Source organism: Psychrobacter sp. P11G5 (genome assembly GCF_001593305.1).
In the GTDB taxonomy this organism is placed as follows: Bacteria; Pseudomonadota; Gammaproteobacteria; order Pseudomonadales; family Moraxellaceae; genus Psychrobacter.
The window spans coordinates 359,551-375,769 of the sequence record NZ_CP012533.1; the positions used below are offsets into that span (position 1 = coordinate 359,551).

Annotated in this window: 11 protein-coding genes; 6 read left to right on the plus strand and 5 right to left on the minus strand. The window is 42.1% G+C overall.

The window, feature by feature from the left end; all coding sequences use genetic code 11:
- The first annotated feature begins 22 nt into the window (after positions 1 to 22).
- The 5 genes from AK825_RS01570 (at position 23) to AK825_RS01590 (ending at position 6,779) form a co-directional block, all read left to right on the plus strand.
- Positions 23 to 4,177 carry a PilC/PilY family type IV pilus protein gene (locus tag AK825_RS01570; protein ID WP_068034147.1) on the plus strand — a complete coding sequence of 1,385 codons (4,155 nt, stop codon included), beginning with the start codon at positions 23 to 25 and terminating at the stop codon, positions 4,175 to 4,177.
- A 12-nt stretch (positions 4,178 to 4,189) separates the two neighbouring features.
- Positions 4,190 to 4,780, plus strand: coding sequence for a prepilin-type N-terminal cleavage/methylation domain-containing protein (locus tag AK825_RS15005; RefSeq protein ID WP_068034149.1), 591 nt, complete (start codon positions 4,190 to 4,192; stop codon positions 4,778 to 4,780).
- The gene (locus AK825_RS01580) at positions 4,780 to 5,196 is read left to right on the plus strand and encodes a type IV pilin protein (RefSeq protein WP_068034151.1); all 417 of its coding nucleotides are present in this window, start codon (positions 4,780 to 4,782) and stop codon (positions 5,194 to 5,196) included. Before AK825_RS15005 ends, AK825_RS01580 begins: the two co-directional genes overlap by 1 nt.
- 501 nt (positions 5,197 to 5,697) lie before the next feature.
- Positions 5,698 to 6,192 (plus strand): pilin, encoded by a 495-nt coding sequence (locus AK825_RS01585; protein WP_068034153.1) that lies wholly within the window; start codon positions 5,698 to 5,700, stop codon positions 6,190 to 6,192.
- A gap of 140 nt (positions 6,193 to 6,332) precedes the next feature.
- Positions 6,333 to 6,779 carry a pilin gene (locus AK825_RS01590; protein ID WP_068034155.1) on the plus strand — a complete coding sequence of 149 codons (447 nt, stop codon included), beginning with the start codon at positions 6,333 to 6,335 and terminating at the stop codon, positions 6,777 to 6,779.
- A gap of 81 nt (positions 6,780 to 6,860) precedes the next feature.
- On the opposite strand, the gene fdxA (AK825_RS01595) is transcribed toward AK825_RS01590, so the two are convergent.
- The 5 genes from fdxA (AK825_RS01595) to mutS form a co-directional block, all read right to left on the minus strand.
- Positions 6,861 to 7,184: a ferredoxin FdxA gene (fdxA, locus tag AK825_RS01595; RefSeq protein ID WP_068034157.1), complete on the minus strand. Its 324-nt coding sequence runs from the start codon at positions 7,182 to 7,184 to the stop codon at positions 6,861 to 6,863.
- Positions 7,185 to 7,327: 143 nt separating this feature from the next.
- On the minus strand, positions 7,328 to 8,029 hold the full coding sequence (locus AK825_RS01600) for a hypothetical protein (protein ID WP_068034159.1): 702 nt from the start codon (positions 8,027 to 8,029) through the stop codon (positions 7,328 to 7,330).
- A gap of 1 nt (position 8,030) precedes the next feature.
- On the minus strand, positions 8,031 to 8,987 hold the full coding sequence (locus AK825_RS01605; protein ID WP_068034161.1) for a hypothetical protein: 957 nt from the start codon (positions 8,985 to 8,987) through the stop codon (positions 8,031 to 8,033).
- A 99-nt stretch (positions 8,988 to 9,086) separates the two neighbouring features.
- Positions 9,087 to 9,410, minus strand: coding sequence for a ferredoxin FdxA (fdxA, locus tag AK825_RS01610; RefSeq protein ID WP_068034163.1), 324 nt, complete (start codon positions 9,408 to 9,410; stop codon positions 9,087 to 9,089).
- An 86-nt stretch (positions 9,411 to 9,496) separates the two neighbouring features.
- Positions 9,497 to 12,745 carry a DNA mismatch repair protein MutS gene (gene mutS / locus AK825_RS01615; RefSeq protein ID WP_068034165.1) on the minus strand — a complete coding sequence of 1,083 codons (3,249 nt, stop codon included), beginning with the start codon at positions 12,743 to 12,745 and terminating at the stop codon, positions 9,497 to 9,499.
- Between the two features lie 580 nt (positions 12,746 to 13,325).
- Between mutS and secA the strand changes: the two genes are divergently transcribed.
- Positions 13,326 to 16,163, plus strand: a complete 2,838-nt coding sequence (gene secA / locus AK825_RS01620) for a preprotein translocase subunit SecA (protein WP_068034167.1) — start codon at positions 13,326 to 13,328, stop codon at positions 16,161 to 16,163.
- Positions 16,164 to 16,219 lie beyond the last annotated feature (56 nt).

The window sequence follows — 16,219 nt, forward strand, 5'->3', positions numbered from 1 at the left end:
TTTACACTCCAAGGAGTACAACATGAAAAAGCTTAACTTATTATTAGTGCAGCAATGTACTCCTCAGGCAATGTTCAAAGTCTCTACGCTAGCGCTCGCATTATCTGCAATTAGTATGTCAGTCACGACTACTACTGATGCAGCGGTTAGTTACGATACCAGAGGTGTTGCAAGTTATAACACCTTGGGAGATTTATCAATCTATCAGCCGCCTACTGGTGAGATTCAGCCCACGGTTATGCTAATGCTAGATAAGTCGGGTAGTATGGGTAACTTTACCCAAGGCAGAACACGTATTGATAGCTTGTGGGAGGATTATGGTAGCCTTGATTATAAACGAGGGAATTACGTTGTAGTAGAAAATAGAGAAGTAACAAGGACAGAGGTTGTTTGTACTAGATACAACAACAAGGGTAAATGTACTAAAGAGGAAGAGGTCAAAACTACTGTCATTGAGCCCACGAACGTAACTTATTCCTACCATACGCCTAATCTAACGGGCAAAAACGGTAAGGCTTGTTATTATAGTAATGACAGCAAAGATACTGTACAAAGTGCACTAAATAGAGGGTCTTACCCTACAGATTTTAAAGAGAATTTTATTAGTCAGACCCGTCTTGACGATGGTGAAAGATATGATATTACTTATTGTATAGACACCAGCGTTCTAGATGCTCGTACGGTGCTTGAAACCGCTGCAGGCGATGTGCCAACCAACTGGCGACTAGATAGAATGAGTGCGCTAAAAGCCGCTGTATTTAAACTGCTACGCAACCCAAAAATGGGTGACAATATCAGTGCTGGCGCGGGATCTTATGGTCATAATAATGGGAGGTATGGAAAGATCGGTGTCGCTGCCAAACCTTTAAAAGATGGGCAAAAAGACAATATAAGAAAGTATGTTGCTGGTTTAGACCCCTATGGGGGCACACCTATTGCGAGAGCTCTTGCAGAAGCTGGCGCTTATGTATTGGGTAGCTCTACAGCTGCTGGCACTTCAACTTATAGTGGTTTTTTAGATACTGCCAATGATGGCGTTATCCGTAATGATACCAACTATATCAAGCCTGAAAGCTCACAATGTGCCGGCACTGGTATATACATGTTAACAGATGGTGAGCCTAACAATGGCGCATCTTACACCCAGTATATAATGCAATCAACACTAAATGATAACAGCTTTCAATGTAGTGGTTTAATGAACAATACAGATACTGCTAGTGGGGGTGAGGCAAGGTGGGACTGTATTGGGGATTATGCCAAGAAATTAGATACTAAAGGTATCAAAACCGCTATGGTAGGTTTTGGTAGTAGTTTCAATGTCTTTAACAATGCTAGTAACTATCAATCAATACAATCAACCTTATCCGATGGTACACCTTATGAGAAAAAGTACTATCGCTGTGACCTACTAACGAATAAAGACGCACAGAACTCATGTAATCTAGGTATGGAGTCAAGTGACGATAAGACAGGTTTTGCAGGATATCCTGGCGTAGGCGGTTTTGGTGAGGGCGGCTTTTATTATGCCAAAGACTCCAAAGATATTGTCAATAGCGTGTTGTCTTTCGTTACCAAACTTGACAACGAGTTAGCCAGTATACCTTCTGGGACGATTACCATTCCTCAAGATCCACTAAGCACGCAAAATATCCAACCCTATGCTTATTTACCGATGCTTGAGCCAAAAGTAGGGAGTAATTCGCTAGTATGGCCTGGTAATTTAAAAAAGTACGAGGTCAATCAAGGTACACTGTACGGTAAGTCAGCGACAGGAACCACTGCTAACACGCGCTTATACGTCAATATTGATCAAAATAAAAAGAATAAAGAAAATAGGGATAAAGATGGTATAGATACGACAGGAAAGAGATTTCCTACAGATCTAAACCCAAACGTTCGAGATCTATGGAGTACTAAAAACTATCAAGGCGTTGATGAAAATGGTAACACGATTAATATCAATAATCGTATTACCGCAGGTGGCTTTTATGCGCGTCTTAAGTCACCAACAGCAGCTAGTAATACCACTCGTGCCGTCTATGTCGAGAATAACGCTGGTTTAAAGAAAGTAGCGGTGACCGCTGGTAAGTTAGTAGGATTTGAAGACTTAGATAGCAGTTATGGTGCTGAAGAAAAATTATATCTATTAAGCTTTTTAGGCTACGATATAAATATCGACGCAAACCTAATTAAGAAAGTAAAGGATGCAAGTGACCAAGAAGTTGAGCTTGCAAAACTTATCACTACTCCCAGTGGTGATGTCAAAGTATTGGGCGGTGTACTGCATTCACAACCTACCCTAGTGAGCTATGGGGGCGATATTAACTCACCTGAAAAAGACTCTGACGGTGATGGCACTATAGACGCTGATGCTGGTCAAATCTCCACCGACGCTAGTGACCGTGATGATTATGTCATGTTTGGCTCTATGGAAGGCGCATTGCATTTAGCAAAATCCGAAACAGGTGAAGAGGACCTTGCTTTTGTCCCAAAAGCTCTGATAAAAAGCCAAGCAAAAGCCCTCAAAGATGCGGCTGTAAATACGGATGCGACGATACGGCCACCAGTATTTGGTGTTGATGCACCGTGGACATCTGCAGGCGAGTACAAATATACGTTTGCTACTGATGGTAGTGGTGAAGTATCAGCAAGTAGCATGAAAGTATATGGCGGATTGAGCAAAGGTGGGGTAGGTCTATACGGATTGGACGTGAGTACTATCACTGATCCAACAAAACTATTTACCATTAATGAGACAACAAGTGGTTATAGCCGTATAGGTATGACGATGGCAAAGCCTGTCGTCGGTAAGATTAAAGTCGGCACTGGTAGCGATGCGATCAAAAACGTCATTATCTTTGGTGGTGGTTATGATAAGTGCTATGAAGACCCTACCTTTAGACTGAATTCAACCATAAACAATATCAGTGGCTGTAGCAGTATTGCTCAAGCAAAAGGCAACGCGGTATATATTGCCGATGCGGATACAGGAGTGCTGATTGCCTCTATTTCAGGAGCAACTGCAGGCGGCAAAAACGTCAGTGTGTCATCCATGAAGCATAGTATCGTAAGTGAGATTACGACGCTAGATCGTGACAACGATGGATTAATTGACCATTTATATTTTGGTGATTTAGGTGGACAAGTGTACCGCGTAGACTTGCAGAATGGTCAAAGCTTGAGCTCAACCGCAGGTCTCAATACCTTTGTGCGCCGCGTTACTAGAGTGCTCAATACTAGCGGAGATAGTACCAGTGACGCTACATCAAAGCTTTTGGCTACCAAAGGCTTGCAGTATCGATTCTATGTTCAACCTTCAGTGAGCTTCTTTCAGCCTGATGGTACTAATGGACAGCGAATCGCCGTTGTAAATATCGCCTCAGGTGATCGTAGCAGTCCATTATCACGACATCGCAATAGCTTATTAGAAGCTAACCGAGTCTTTGGCATTTTAGACAGAGATATCGTCGATCAAAACTTGTATGGCGACAAGATTACCTTAGTAGCGAATGAGTTGACGCTAGATAAATTAGCGTCACTACCTTTTGACAAGGTAACAACACCTATTGGTGTGACTCCAGGAGTAGCAAAGACTAAGTCTGGCGTGATAGCAGCAATGCAAAGTGGGGTGTTTCAAGGATGGAGCTACCCATTGACCTATTTTGACGGTTATTCAAATATCAAGCATGTCAAAAGTATGGGTACAGGCTTAGCAATGGGTGGTGTCTACTATATGACCGCTTATAGCCCTGAGATGCAGTATGACACTACCGTCAATACCTGTTCTGCTCAAGTAGTCGGCGGCTCAGAGCGTCAACTGTATTGTCTCCCGTGGGGGATCTGTGAGGCAGATACCTCTAAAAACGGTACAGGTGGGTTTGTACGGGCCGGTAAAGGGATACAAGAGCTGTCGTTGGGCGCTTTTAGTAAAGACTTTACCAATGTTCAAGTGCTAATAGGCAACCAGACATTCTCAGAACAGGTTGTTGATCAAAACCGTAGTGGCTACGGTGATAGAAGTTTTATAGATACAGTACCTGACGTTTTACCTCATAGTGTCAATGGAAGTGGCAGACCTTCTGATACAGGTGGTATGGGATCGGCAGGCATATTTGGTAATACAAGTGGCTATGTACTAGATACTCAGAGTTGGTATCGAAAGTCTTCTGACTAGGATAAAACGATTATGAATAATAAGTATATCCTACCTGTTGATAGTCGCACTCGCAGCTCTCATAATCAAGGCTTTACGCTGATTGAGTTGATGATAGTCGTGATGATTATTGCTATATTAGCAGCGATTGCCATGCCCTCTTATCGTCAATATGTCATACGCAATGCAGAGCTAGAAGCGCAGTCTCAAATGAAGCGGCTAGAGATAGAGCTTAGCCGCTGGCGAGCCTCCGCTCTGACCTATAAAGGCTTTGTACCCAAAAAAAGCGTAAATAAGGATGGAGATATGACATATGGGTTTGATGAAACTGACAACACAACCATTTATCTGCCAAAGAATAGTAATGCCAGCAACTATCGTTACAAGATTAGTCTAGTTGATGGAACAGATACCACCAAAAGTCTTGTGAATGTAGAGACTGGTGGTAACGTGAGTAATGTCGTTGGTCGATCTTGGAAAATGATGGCAGTGCCTAGTAGTAACTACGCTACCGCCAGCAAAATATTATTAAGTAGCAGTGGCTTGCAATGTAAAACCAAGAATAGCGATACTAGCGTGAAGTTAGCATCTAGCAGTTGTGGCTCCTATTCGGAGAGCTGGTAATGCAAAGTAAAATGAAACGCGATAAAGGCTTTACCCTTATGGAGCTGATGGTCGTCGTCGCTATCATCGGTATATTGGCTGCTATTGCTTATCCTAGCTATCAGCAATATGTAATAAAGACCAAGCGTGTGGATATGATGACTGAAATGCAAAATATTGCTTCACAGATTGAAAGTCGTAAGCTGGCACAAGGCAAGTATAGTAATACCTTGACAGCAGGTTTAGGCGGTAGTTATCCTATCCAGGGTGCTCTGTATACAGTTACTTTTACACCTAATCCGCTCACTGAAAAATGGACTATTACAGCAACGCCGATGGCAGGTCAACAAATGGTAAGCGATGGCGTACTTACTCTCAATCATCAAGGGGTCAAATGTCGAGCAACAACATGTGGCATTGGCAAAGAATGGAACTAGAGCTTAATTGCATTGTCTAAGCCATTCTCGCAACACCCCTTCAAACAATGCTGACGAAAAATGTCAGCCTTCAAAATCAGCAATTTCTACGCTTTATTTAGAGTGACAATTTTCAGTAATAATGTAGCAACAATAGCGTTATGACGAAAATTGTTATCGTTAGTTAATTGCTATAAATCAACCATTCATACTTCACATCGGCATACCATTTATTTTTTTAAAATTACTTCTTGTTTATATTTCATCCAATTTAGAAATAAAATGAATGGTTTATACCGTTCATCTGCTAAATATAACCGTTCGTTATGTATGTAGATATGACAAATCTAAGACACTCAATTTAATAATCTATTCCTTTAAAAAGTTGGCACAGTACCTGCAACAATCTTATCAAGACGATAAGCGCTATATCCTAGCGTTCATTTTGTATCACTAACGGCAGGTATCTACGCCTAACTAAGAATTGGCTTTGCTGTCATTATATTATCTAAAGGAGTTCTTATGAACGCTACTACACAGAAAGGTTTTACCCTAATCGAGCTAATGATCGTTGTTGCAATCATCGGTATTCTAGCAGCGATTGCTATTCCTCAGTATCAGAATTATGTAGGCCGTTCAAACGTAGCAGCGGCAGTAGCAACTATATCATCAAACAAAACTGGTTTAGAAGATTATGTTTTAAGTAATGGTGCATTTCCAGATGGTACAACTGAAGAAGATCTAGATGCAGATCCAGTAGTTGCTGGTCAAACTCCAGCAGATTTAGGTATTGTAACTTCTACTATTGGTACAACTAAAATTGCAAAAGATGCTACTGATGCTGGTGCTGGTAAGATACAGCTTAAGTTTGCTAATGGTAACCCAGGTATTAAGGACAAGATAGTACAATTATCACGTGATGCTGATGGTACTTGGACATGTTTAACAGATGCAGAAGCTAAGTTTGTAGGAAAAGCTTGTTCAATAAGTACTACAGCAATAACTGCAATTTCATAAAACATTATATGAGTAAGCTGATTCAGCTTGACTCATAATAAAAAAAGCCAAACGTCATGTTTGGCTTTTTTTATTCCCAAAAGTCTTAATGATATGAAGTATGCATTAGTAGCCTATTATATGAAGGTCTTACTACCAATATGCTGTCGAATCCAAATCGAAATGTTACTACCCAATCTGGATTTACTCTAATAGAGTTAGTGTTCGTCATTGCTATAATTGGTATTTTGACAGCGATAGCTACTACTGGCTATCAGATAAGAGTTAGACAAACACAACTAATCTCTATCTATCAGGAGCTGAGTCATTTCAAGCTACCATACCAGATATTATTGAATGAAGGCGCAGGAGTAACAGGCTTTTCTCCAAGCGGTCTTAACATGCCAGCACAAACTAAGTATTGTCAGTTTGGCGTGACAGCACCAAACATAAACGCAACTACGCCTAACGCAGTCATTTGCCATATTCAAAATCTAAACTATTTATCTAATCAGAGCCTTAGTCTTGATCGTAGTGCTGATGGTTCGTGGCAATGCACGCCATCAGCAGGGATACCTAAAGCTTATTTACCACAGGCCTGTCAGTGAATTCAGACAATAAGAAACCACCTAATAGCATATTGCCATTAAGCGGTTTTTCGTTAGATAATACAAAATTCTTTTAGTCAGTTACTTCTCTAAATACTGAATCTTACCTTCTACACCATCCCACTTTTTAGCGTCTGGTAACGGGCCTTTCATCTCAGTGATGTTCGGCCATTTTTGTGACAGATCTTCATTTAGCGGCGTGAAAATCTCTTGCCCCTTTGGTACTTCATCTTCCGAGAAGATTGCATTGGCAGGGCATTCAGGCTCGCATAGTGCGCAGTCAATGCACTCATCGGGATCGATGACGAGGAAGTTTGGCCCTTCGTAGAAGCAGTCTACAGGGCAGACCTCCACACAGTCGGTGTATTTACAAAGAATGCAATTATCTGTAACGACAAAGGTCATATTGAGATCTACCTGTGATTAGAAGGCTGATAAATGGTGCGCGGGGCGCACTCTATAACGGCAGAAATTGAAACAATAAAAAACCATCTAACCGTATGATACCGTTAAATGGTTTTAAGTGTTTACTATCCTAATAAAGCCTACTAAATATCAGCAAAAGCCAATTTTTCTACTACGTGTGGCATATAAGCCGTCAATACGGGTTGATCTTTCAGCCCAAGTAGCTCATAAACCTGCCCGCCGATACCGGGTATAACTTCTCCTGTATTATCGCGCTTTTCGTCTATAGCAAAACATATAAACTTAAATTTCTGAGATATGCTCAAAGGAAATTCAGCTCTTAGCTTTTCTTCTGATTGTTGATGAGCAACAGGTGCCAATATAAATATATTATCGATATTTTGTATATTGTCTAACATCTCAATCAAATTAGTACGCACCACACAACTACCTGACATGATGGATTTAACAATGATGATGTCCGTCGCAGACTCATATCCTGATTGAATGAATTTATGGACAATTGGCGCCACACTAGAATGATCTGTAAGCTGGTAATGATGGTTCCAAAATACCGCAAGCTTACTGCTCAACCCTCGATTGTATAACTCTTTGGAAACACCACACTGCAAAAAGTCAGCATCTTCAGCGGTAGAGATAATAAGAGTATCAGCATTATCCTTTTGAGACAGTGAAAGGGTAACAGTAGCTGCCAACAGTTTACCCAACGCTACCATATGCTCGCGGTAAGCAGTAGTGTCATTAACGCTATCCAGCAAACCTTGCAAATGACGTTTGGCCTGTGGCGTCGCTAAGCTAGTATACGTACGATTATTTAGAGTCATCTTATACCTCTCCACCATTAGAAGAGCTTAATTTTTTTTCAAGGTCTTGAGCAGCAATAGTCATAAATAGCCTTACCAAATCTTGCACACTTTTTATTTTACCTGCTTGCTCAAGGGATACTTCGTTGATTGAATCAATATTAACACTGACAACAAAATCATGTCTTAACGTTATCGTCAGTTTGTTATATTCTAAACGATACGCGAGATGATGAGAAGAATTTGTTAGAATTTGTTGTAGCCATAGCGGAATACTATCTATCTTAGGCGCAGAGCGAAATTTAATAAATGGATTTGGGTAAGCATCTGACTGAGCTTGAGAAAATATATCTGCTACAGATTTATATTTATTGGCTTGCAAGACACCTAAGATCAGTTTTGCAGCGTAGTCTACATCGGAGTTACTATTGCTATTGATAAGCTTTTTTATGTAACCTGACAACGGAGTCTTAAGAATAAGCTCAACTAGTGTCATATGGTATTCAAAATAATAACAAGTATCTAAATCTTTCAAATCATCAGGTATCTTTTTTAAGTTTTCTATTACTTTATTTTCTTTAGAGACAAGTAAGTAATTTTTAGTTTTTTTGATTTTAAAGCAATTGTAATCAATTAATCTCTGCTTCCTACATCGGTCACTGAAATCCACAGTCCAGTCAGCAGCAGAGCCGGATGAGTTTTTGGCTTGATAGTTATATTTAACTTGTTGATTAGCATCAATATGGCAAATATCATCAACAAAGCCAATGACTTGCATACCTAGTATTTGCTTATCGAAATCGCAGTCATCAAGAGCAGCTATTTCAAAAGCTTTATGGAGCTGAAAATAGTTTTCATAATCACGACCTTTAGTATTATTTAAACCACCTTGGTGAATATTCTGCAAAGTTTTACTGTCAGCTATGCTAAATTCAACTGAGACATAATCAATAATATGCTGCTTATCGACAAGTTGCATTTAATTACTCACTTAAAAGCTTTTAAATAATAAATAAAAAGGCTGGGCAAAAAGCCACAGCCTCTATTATCGTTAAGAGTAATTATCTAGTAAAGCGATTTACTTCTCTAAATACTGAATCTTACCTTCTACACCATCCCACTTTTCAGCGTCTGGCAAACTGTCTTTCATCTCAGTAATGTTGGGCCATTTTTGTGCCAGCTCTTCATTCAGCTGCGTGAAAATCTCTTGCCCTTTCGGTACTTCATCTTCAGAGAAGATCGCATTGGCAGGGCATTCAGGCTCACATAGCGCGCAGTCAATGCATTCATCGGGATCGATGACGAGGAAGTTTGGCCCTTCGTAGAAGCAGTCCACAGGGCAGACTTCCACACAGTCGGTGTGTTTGCAAAGGATGCAGTTATCTGTAACGACAAAGGTCATAGTGCTGTCTACCTGTTTATGGCTAAATAGAATAAGTGAAAAATAAGGCGTATTTTAACGCTTTTAGGCTTATTTAACAATTCCCTTTAACAACTAATGAGTTGTTTAAGATTATAGAGCAAATCGTGTGCTTGCTTGGGTGTTAGACTGTCAGGATCAATATTCATAAGTTTATCATGTAAGCTAAGCATTTGTTTTTGTTGTGTATTATCGGTTGAGTAGCTTGCTTGAGCATTGGCTTTTACATTCGTCTCCGTTATATGACTGCTATCGACTGGCTGGCCTTTATCGTTTGCCGACTTAGCTAATTCATTTTTGTCATCAATGGTTTTTGTCTGCTCAGTGGTTAAATTGTCAATAAGATAGCGTTTGGCATCGTTAAGCACTTGGGTTGGAATGCCTGCCATTTTGGCAACGTGCAGTCCAAAGCTAGAGCTTGCTGCACCTTCGCGTATTTGATGTAGCAATAGCAGTTGCCCATCGACATCGCTTGCCGCGACATGGACGTTACGAATACCATTCTGTTTATTTTGGCGTTTTCTATCATAGTTGTCCGCTAACTGGTTATTTGCTAGCTGAGTCAGCTCAAAATAATGAGTGGCAAATAAAGTCAGGCAGCCAATCTCTAGCAGTCGATTGACACAGGCGTGCGCAATAGCAAGTCCATCCGTGGTAGCTGTACCGCGTCCAACTTCATCCATGAGCACTAAGGATTTATTGGTAGCCAAGTTCAAAATATTGGCGGTCTCAATCATCTCCACCATAAAGGTTGATTTACCACCAGCCAAATCATCGGCTGAGCCAATACGGGTAAAAATACGGTCGATATCACCGATATAGGCGTGTTCAGCTGGCACAAAGCTACCGCAATGAGCAAGTAGAACAATCAACGCAGTCTGGCGCATATAGGTAGATTTGCCACCCATATTAGGGCCAGTAATGATTAATAATCGTTCAGGATGCTCAGAGCTGCCAAGCTCGCAGTTATTGGCAACGAAGTGGCTAAGATGCTCAGTATTAACGTTTCTGTTATTACTATGACTGTTACTATTTCTATTATTAGCATTGACCGGATTTAAGGCAGCTTCAACAACGACATGACGACCTTTTTTGATATCAATACTGGTCTGGTTTTGCGCTTGATTTGACAGTTGGCTTTGAGGCTGGTTTTCAGAGTAGCTTTGAACAGGGCTTTCAAAATTAAGTTGATTCTGCTGGACGTCATTATTTTTTCCCCCATCTGTATTATTTATATCGTTATTTGCTAAGCCATTATGCATGACTGGACGTTGCCAATGATGCGTAACGGCTAGCTGTGCCCAATTGCTAAGGACATCTATTTGGGCGATAGCCGCACTCAACTGTTGTAGCGCAGTCAAGTGAGTTCCGAGAGTGGTAAGTAATTGCTGATAAAGCTGCTTTTCTCGTGCCAGTGCTAACGTTTGCGCGCTAAGATATTCGGTTTCGACTTCTTTTAATTCATCAGTGATAAAGCGCTCAGCATTTTTGAGCGTTTGGCGACGGATAAAGTGACTGGGCGCATTTTTAGCCTGCATCTTAGGAAGCTCAAAATAGAAACCACTGACTTTATTAAAGCCGACTTTTAAACTTGGCAGTTGATGCGCTTGCCGCGTACGCTCCGCCATCTCGTCAAGCGTCGCTTGGATATTGTCATGCAGATGGGTTAAGCGATCGAGGTCTTCATCATAACCAGCGGCGAGCATACCACCGTCACGGATATGGGCAGGAGGCTCTAAGATAATGGCGCGCTCAATAAGGTCGGCGACCGCTTGTACCGCCGGTAACTGGGCAGGCAAGTGCTGCATAAGCATCGGTAGTAAACCAGCGTGCTCAGAATTGATACCAGACTCGGTCAATAGGGTAGTCAACTGATTGCTACTAGCAATACCGTCAGCAAGCTTGCGCAAGTCACGAGGCTTGGCGCTCATCAGCCCGATACGACTACTAATACGCTCAATATCACCAATGGCGTTTAGAGTGTCACGTAAATGGGTGATGAAGGTAGCGTGTATATCAGATGAATTGTTTTGTTCCTTATTTACCGCTAGCAGACTAGCTATCGCATCCAAACGCTGATTGATACGCACATGCTGGCGTAATGGACGCTTCATTTGCTGTACTAATAAGCGTCGACCCATTGGGGTTTTGCAATGATTAAGGACCGATATCAGTGACGTTCCATTAGCACTAACAGGGCTAAATAGCTCTAGATTCTGCTGGCTATTAGCATCTATAATTAGATAGTCGTCACTGTATTCAACGATAAGTTGGTTAACTTGTGGCACATGACGTTGCTGCGTCTGCCTTGCGTAATGAATCAGCGCCGCACAGCTAGACTGACTCAGTGGCGCATCGCTGATACCCAAACCGTCAAGGCGTTGTACTTCAAACTGCTGGCAAAGGGTTGCAGCTGCATGCTCACGGTGAAAGTCATTGGCCGCTACTTCTATAATAGGGCAGTCCAGATGGCGACGTAACCATAGTAGCCAATCCTCACTGATAGCTTCACTGACGATACATTCACTAGGCGCAAAGCGTGCCAAAACGGTCAGCATTTGCGCTTGCAAGTTTTCTACATCGCTATTTGTACTCTCAGAGCTTTTATTTTCAGAGCTTATACTGCTATCTACGTTTAGCGTTTGTGTGGTAAGTGTACCTGCCGCTAAGTCCATTTGACTAACTGCCGCTTGTAACGGCTGCTTGCTGTTGTTTTTCGCTCTTGAGGTGGGAATAGCGATGTCGATAGCGACAACAGTAGGCGTATGATTGGGCGCGATTAATGCATCATCGGTTATCGTCCCAGCGGTCAGGGTCTTAACCACTTCGCGGCGCATGATAGTGGGCGGCTTAGCTTTAGTACCTGTTTTAGTATTGGTTTTACTAATGCCTTTAGCGCTACCTTGCAGCGAGTGATCTTTTTTACTTTTTTCACCGATGCTTGGATAATTATTACTATCGGCTGATTCATCAATTTGTTCACAAACCACTACCGTTTGCCCAGTCGCAATCAGCCGTGCCATATAGCTATCAGCGGCATGAAACGGTACGCCTGCCATCGCAATAGTATTGCCTGCTTTATCGTTACCACGGCGGGTAAGGGTAATATCCAATATCTGCGCCGCCCGCTTGGCATCATCAAAAAACAGCTCATAAAAGTCGCCCATCCGATATAGCAATAATGCGTTTGGATAGCGTGCCTTCATGGTCAGGTATTGCACCATCATCGGCGTATGATGGGCCAAATCGTAGACAGCGTCGCCTATGGTCAAGATTTCAGTAGAAGCGTGGTTTACATCAGACGGTTTAACAGTCATGCATGATCTCTTATATGGTTTGGCTTAAATATTGCTGATAAAACTAACAGATATGTTTTCATAGCATTTGGGTAAAGAACGCTAGACTCTATTTTTACAACTTTTCAAATCTAGTCTTTGATGTTTATACAAAATTGAGAATAGTAATTCACTATATATAGCTTTGAGTTCATCATAAGTGTAGTAGATTCAACTTAAAAAAAGCGCAGTGCTGCTGGAATGCTTGCTTTCAAAATATAGGTTACGAAGCCTATGTCTGGCAAAGCGCACAGCAAGCGAGGAAAATTGATACCAGCAGTATAGATACCTCTTTTATTTTGCACTGACTATAGTATCTAAATAGCGAGAGGTGATGGAAAATAAACCCTATTTTAACATGACCTGTCGCGTTTCGGCGTAGGCAAATATCTGCCTATTGCCCTTGTATCCATCAGCGTCATAACCATATATAATGACGACACACTTTATTGGGTGATACTTAGTTAGGGAGTGATGTCAGGTGATGATAGGGCTCAGGCTGGGCTTTAACTCTCCGTGCTATCCGTGCTAATTATCGAATATTTCCATAGGTTAAAAAATTATGTTATCAAAGATTGTAGGCAGTGTAGTTGGCACCAAAAACGACCGTGAACTTAAGCGTATGCGCAAAGTGGTCACCAAGATTAATGCCCAAGAGGCTGGCGTGCAAGCCCTGTCTGATGAACAACTACAACAAAAAACAGAAGAGTTCAAAGCGCGCTTTCAAAAAGGCGAAAGCTTAGAGGCGCTATTGCCAGAAGCGTTTGCCGTCTGCCGCGAAGCCTCCTTACGTATCACAGGCATGCGTCACTATGATGTGCAGCTAATCGGTGGTATCACCTTGCACGAAGGCAAAATCGCTGAGATGAAGACCGGCGAGGGTAAAACCTTGATGGCGACCTTGGCTATTTATCTGAATGCGGTTAGCAGTAAAGGCGTCCACGTGGTCACGGTCAACGATTATTTGGCCGCTCGTGATGCGGACTTAAACCGTCCACTATTTAACTTCTTGGGATTGACGGTTGGGGTGATTTACTCGCAGCAGCCAGCACAAGAAAAAGTTGATGCTTATCAAGCGGATATTACCTACGGTACCAACAACGAATACGGCTTTGATTATCTACGCGATAACATGGTCTTTAGCCTAGCTGAAAAAAAGCAGCGTCCGCTAAACTTCTGTATTATTGATGAAATTGACTCTATTTTAATCGATGAGGCACGTACGCCATTGATCATTTCGGGTCAAGCCGAAGATTCATCGCGGATGTATGCACTGATTAATACCATTATTCCAGTGCTAATACGCTCAAAAGATGAAGAAGCCAATAAGAATAACGAAGAAGAAGATTTTTGGATTGATGAGAAAAACCGTCAAATCGAAATCAGTGAAAAAGGCTACGAGAAAATCGAAAGCTTCTTAATTGAAGTAGGCGAGCTTGGTGAAAATGAAAGCCTATATAGCCCAAGTCGTTTGCCATTATTAGCTCACGTACAAGCGGCTATTCGTGCCCACCATATTTTTGTCAAAAACGTTCATTATATCGTCGATGATGGCGAAGTGGTCATCGTTGATGAAAATACGGGTCGTACGATGCCAGGTCGTCGTTGGTCAGAAGGCTTGCATCAAGCGGTAGAAGCCAAAGAAAACGTTGAGATTCAAGCAGAAAACCAAACGCTTGCGACCACCACTTTCCAGAACTTCTTCCGTCTGTACGATAAGCTGTCAGGTATGACTGGTACTGCTGATACTGAAGCGGCAGAGTTTAAGTCGACTTACGATTTAGATGTGATTGTGATTCCGACCCATAAGCCCATTGCACGGGTTGATATGGATGATCAGATTTTCTTAACCAAATTAGGCAAATATAAAGGCATTATTCGCGAAATTAAAGAGATTCAAGAAAAAGGCGCTCCAGTTCTAGTGGGTACCGCGACGATTGAAGCTAGTGAAGAATTGTCTTATTTGCTGGATCAAGAAGGTGTTAAGCATAACGTCCTAAACGCTAAGCAGCATGAGCGTGAAGCCGAAATCATCGCGCAGGCGGGTAGTCCAAAAGCCGTTACTATCGCGACGAACATGGCAGGCCGTGGTACCGATATTATCTTGGGCGGTAACTGGCAGTCATTTATTGAAGATATTGACTCGGTTAGTCCGGAAGAAATGCAGCGTCTAAAAGCGCAATGGCAAGTCAAGCACGATCAAGTGGTGGCGGCTGGTGGTTTGCATATCGTTGGCTCTGAGCGCCATGAATCCCGCCGTATTGATAACCAGCTCCGTGGTCGTGCAGGTCGTCAAGGTGACCCTGGGATGTCGCGCTTTTTCTTATCGCTCGAAGATGATCTTATGCGTATTTTCGCAGGTGATCGCGTGGTTAATATGATGCGCGCTATGGGTCTTAAAGAAGACGAAGCTATCGAGCACAAGATGGTATCAAAATCGATTGAAAACGCGCAAGGTAAAGTTGAGAGTCGCGATTTTGATGCTCGTAAAAACCTGCTGAAGTATGATGACGTGGCCAATGAGCAGCGTAAAGTTATCTATGGTCAGCGTGATGATTTACTTGCTGATATGGACTTGTTAGAGGCCATCGAAGTGATGCATCATGAAGTCTATAATGCCATGATTAGTCAGTTTATCCCGCCAGGTTCTGTTGATGATCAATGGAATATTGATGGGTTAGAAGATGAGCTCGAAGAAGAGTTCAAGCTCTATATGCCACTCAATGATTGGCTCGATGAAGACCGTCGCCTTGATGAAGAAGGCTTACGTGCAAAAATTATTGAGACTGCGCTTGCGCATTATCATGGTCGCCGTGAGCAGATGGGCGAGCAAAGCGCCGCGCAGCTTGAACGTCATTTTATGCTCCAAAGTCTCGATAAGCATTGGAAAGAGCATTTAACACAGATGGATCAGCTACGTAAAGGTATTCATTTGCGCGGCTATGCACAGAAGAACCCTGAGCAAGAATATAAGCGTGAGTCGTTTGAATTATTCCAAATGATGCTAGGTGCTATTAAGTCAGAGACAGTACAAGATTTATCGCGCGTGCATATCCCGACCAAAGAAGAGTTAGAGGCCCTAGAAGCACAGCAACGTGCAGATGCTGAACGTATGCAAATGCAGTTCGAGCATAGTGATGTCGATAACTTGTCAGGTGAGCCACAACCAGCACCGCGTCCTCAAAATCAAAGCGAACGCAGCAGTAATAACCAGAGTCAGATGCGTGTGAATCTTGGTAGTGGCGTAGCGGCTGCAGGCGCTAATGTGAGTGTTAATGGCGATGATAATACTGCTATTGATGCTGAGCCGAACCCTTATGCAGGTATGAATATCAGTCGTAATGCGCCTTGTCCTTGTGGTTCTAGTTTAAAATACAAACAATGTCACGGTAAAATCTAACACTTATATTTTTTAGGTGAATGATTACCTCAAATACCTATAGCTGTTAGCAGCTA

What these genes read in the sequence shown, in the direction of transcription:
- AK825_RS01570 (WP_068034147.1), top strand. Translation starts at nt 23, where the DNA reads ATGAAAAAGCTTAACTTATTATTAGTGCAGCAATGTACTCCTCAGGCA.
- AK825_RS15005 (WP_068034149.1), top strand. Translation starts at nt 4,190, where the DNA reads ATGAATAATAAGTATATCCTACCTGTTGATAGTCGCACTCGCAGCTCT.
- AK825_RS01580 (WP_068034151.1), top strand. Translation starts at nt 4,780, where the DNA reads ATGCAAAGTAAAATGAAACGCGATAAAGGCTTTACCCTTATGGAGCTG.
- AK825_RS01585 (WP_068034153.1), top strand. Translation starts at nt 5,698, where the DNA reads ATGAACGCTACTACACAGAAAGGTTTTACCCTAATCGAGCTAATGATC.
- AK825_RS01590 (WP_068034155.1), top strand. Translation starts at nt 6,333, where the DNA reads ATGCTGTCGAATCCAAATCGAAATGTTACTACCCAATCTGGATTTACT.
- fdxA (WP_068034157.1), bottom strand. Translation starts at nt 7,184, where the DNA reads ATGACCTTTGTCGTTACAGATAATTGCATTCTTTGTAAATACACCGAC.
- AK825_RS01600 (WP_068034159.1), bottom strand. Translation starts at nt 8,029, where the DNA reads ATGACTCTAAATAATCGTACGTATACTAGCTTAGCGACGCCACAGGCC.
- AK825_RS01605 (WP_068034161.1), bottom strand. Translation starts at nt 8,987, where the DNA reads ATGCAACTTGTCGATAAGCAGCATATTATTGATTATGTCTCAGTTGAA.
- fdxA (WP_068034163.1), bottom strand. Translation starts at nt 9,410, where the DNA reads ATGACCTTTGTCGTTACAGATAACTGCATCCTTTGCAAACACACCGAC.
- mutS (WP_068034165.1), bottom strand. Translation starts at nt 12,745, where the DNA reads ATGACTGTTAAACCGTCTGATGTAAACCACGCTTCTACTGAAATCTTG.
- secA (WP_068034167.1), top strand. Translation starts at nt 13,326, where the DNA reads ATGTTATCAAAGATTGTAGGCAGTGTAGTTGGCACCAAAAACGACCGT.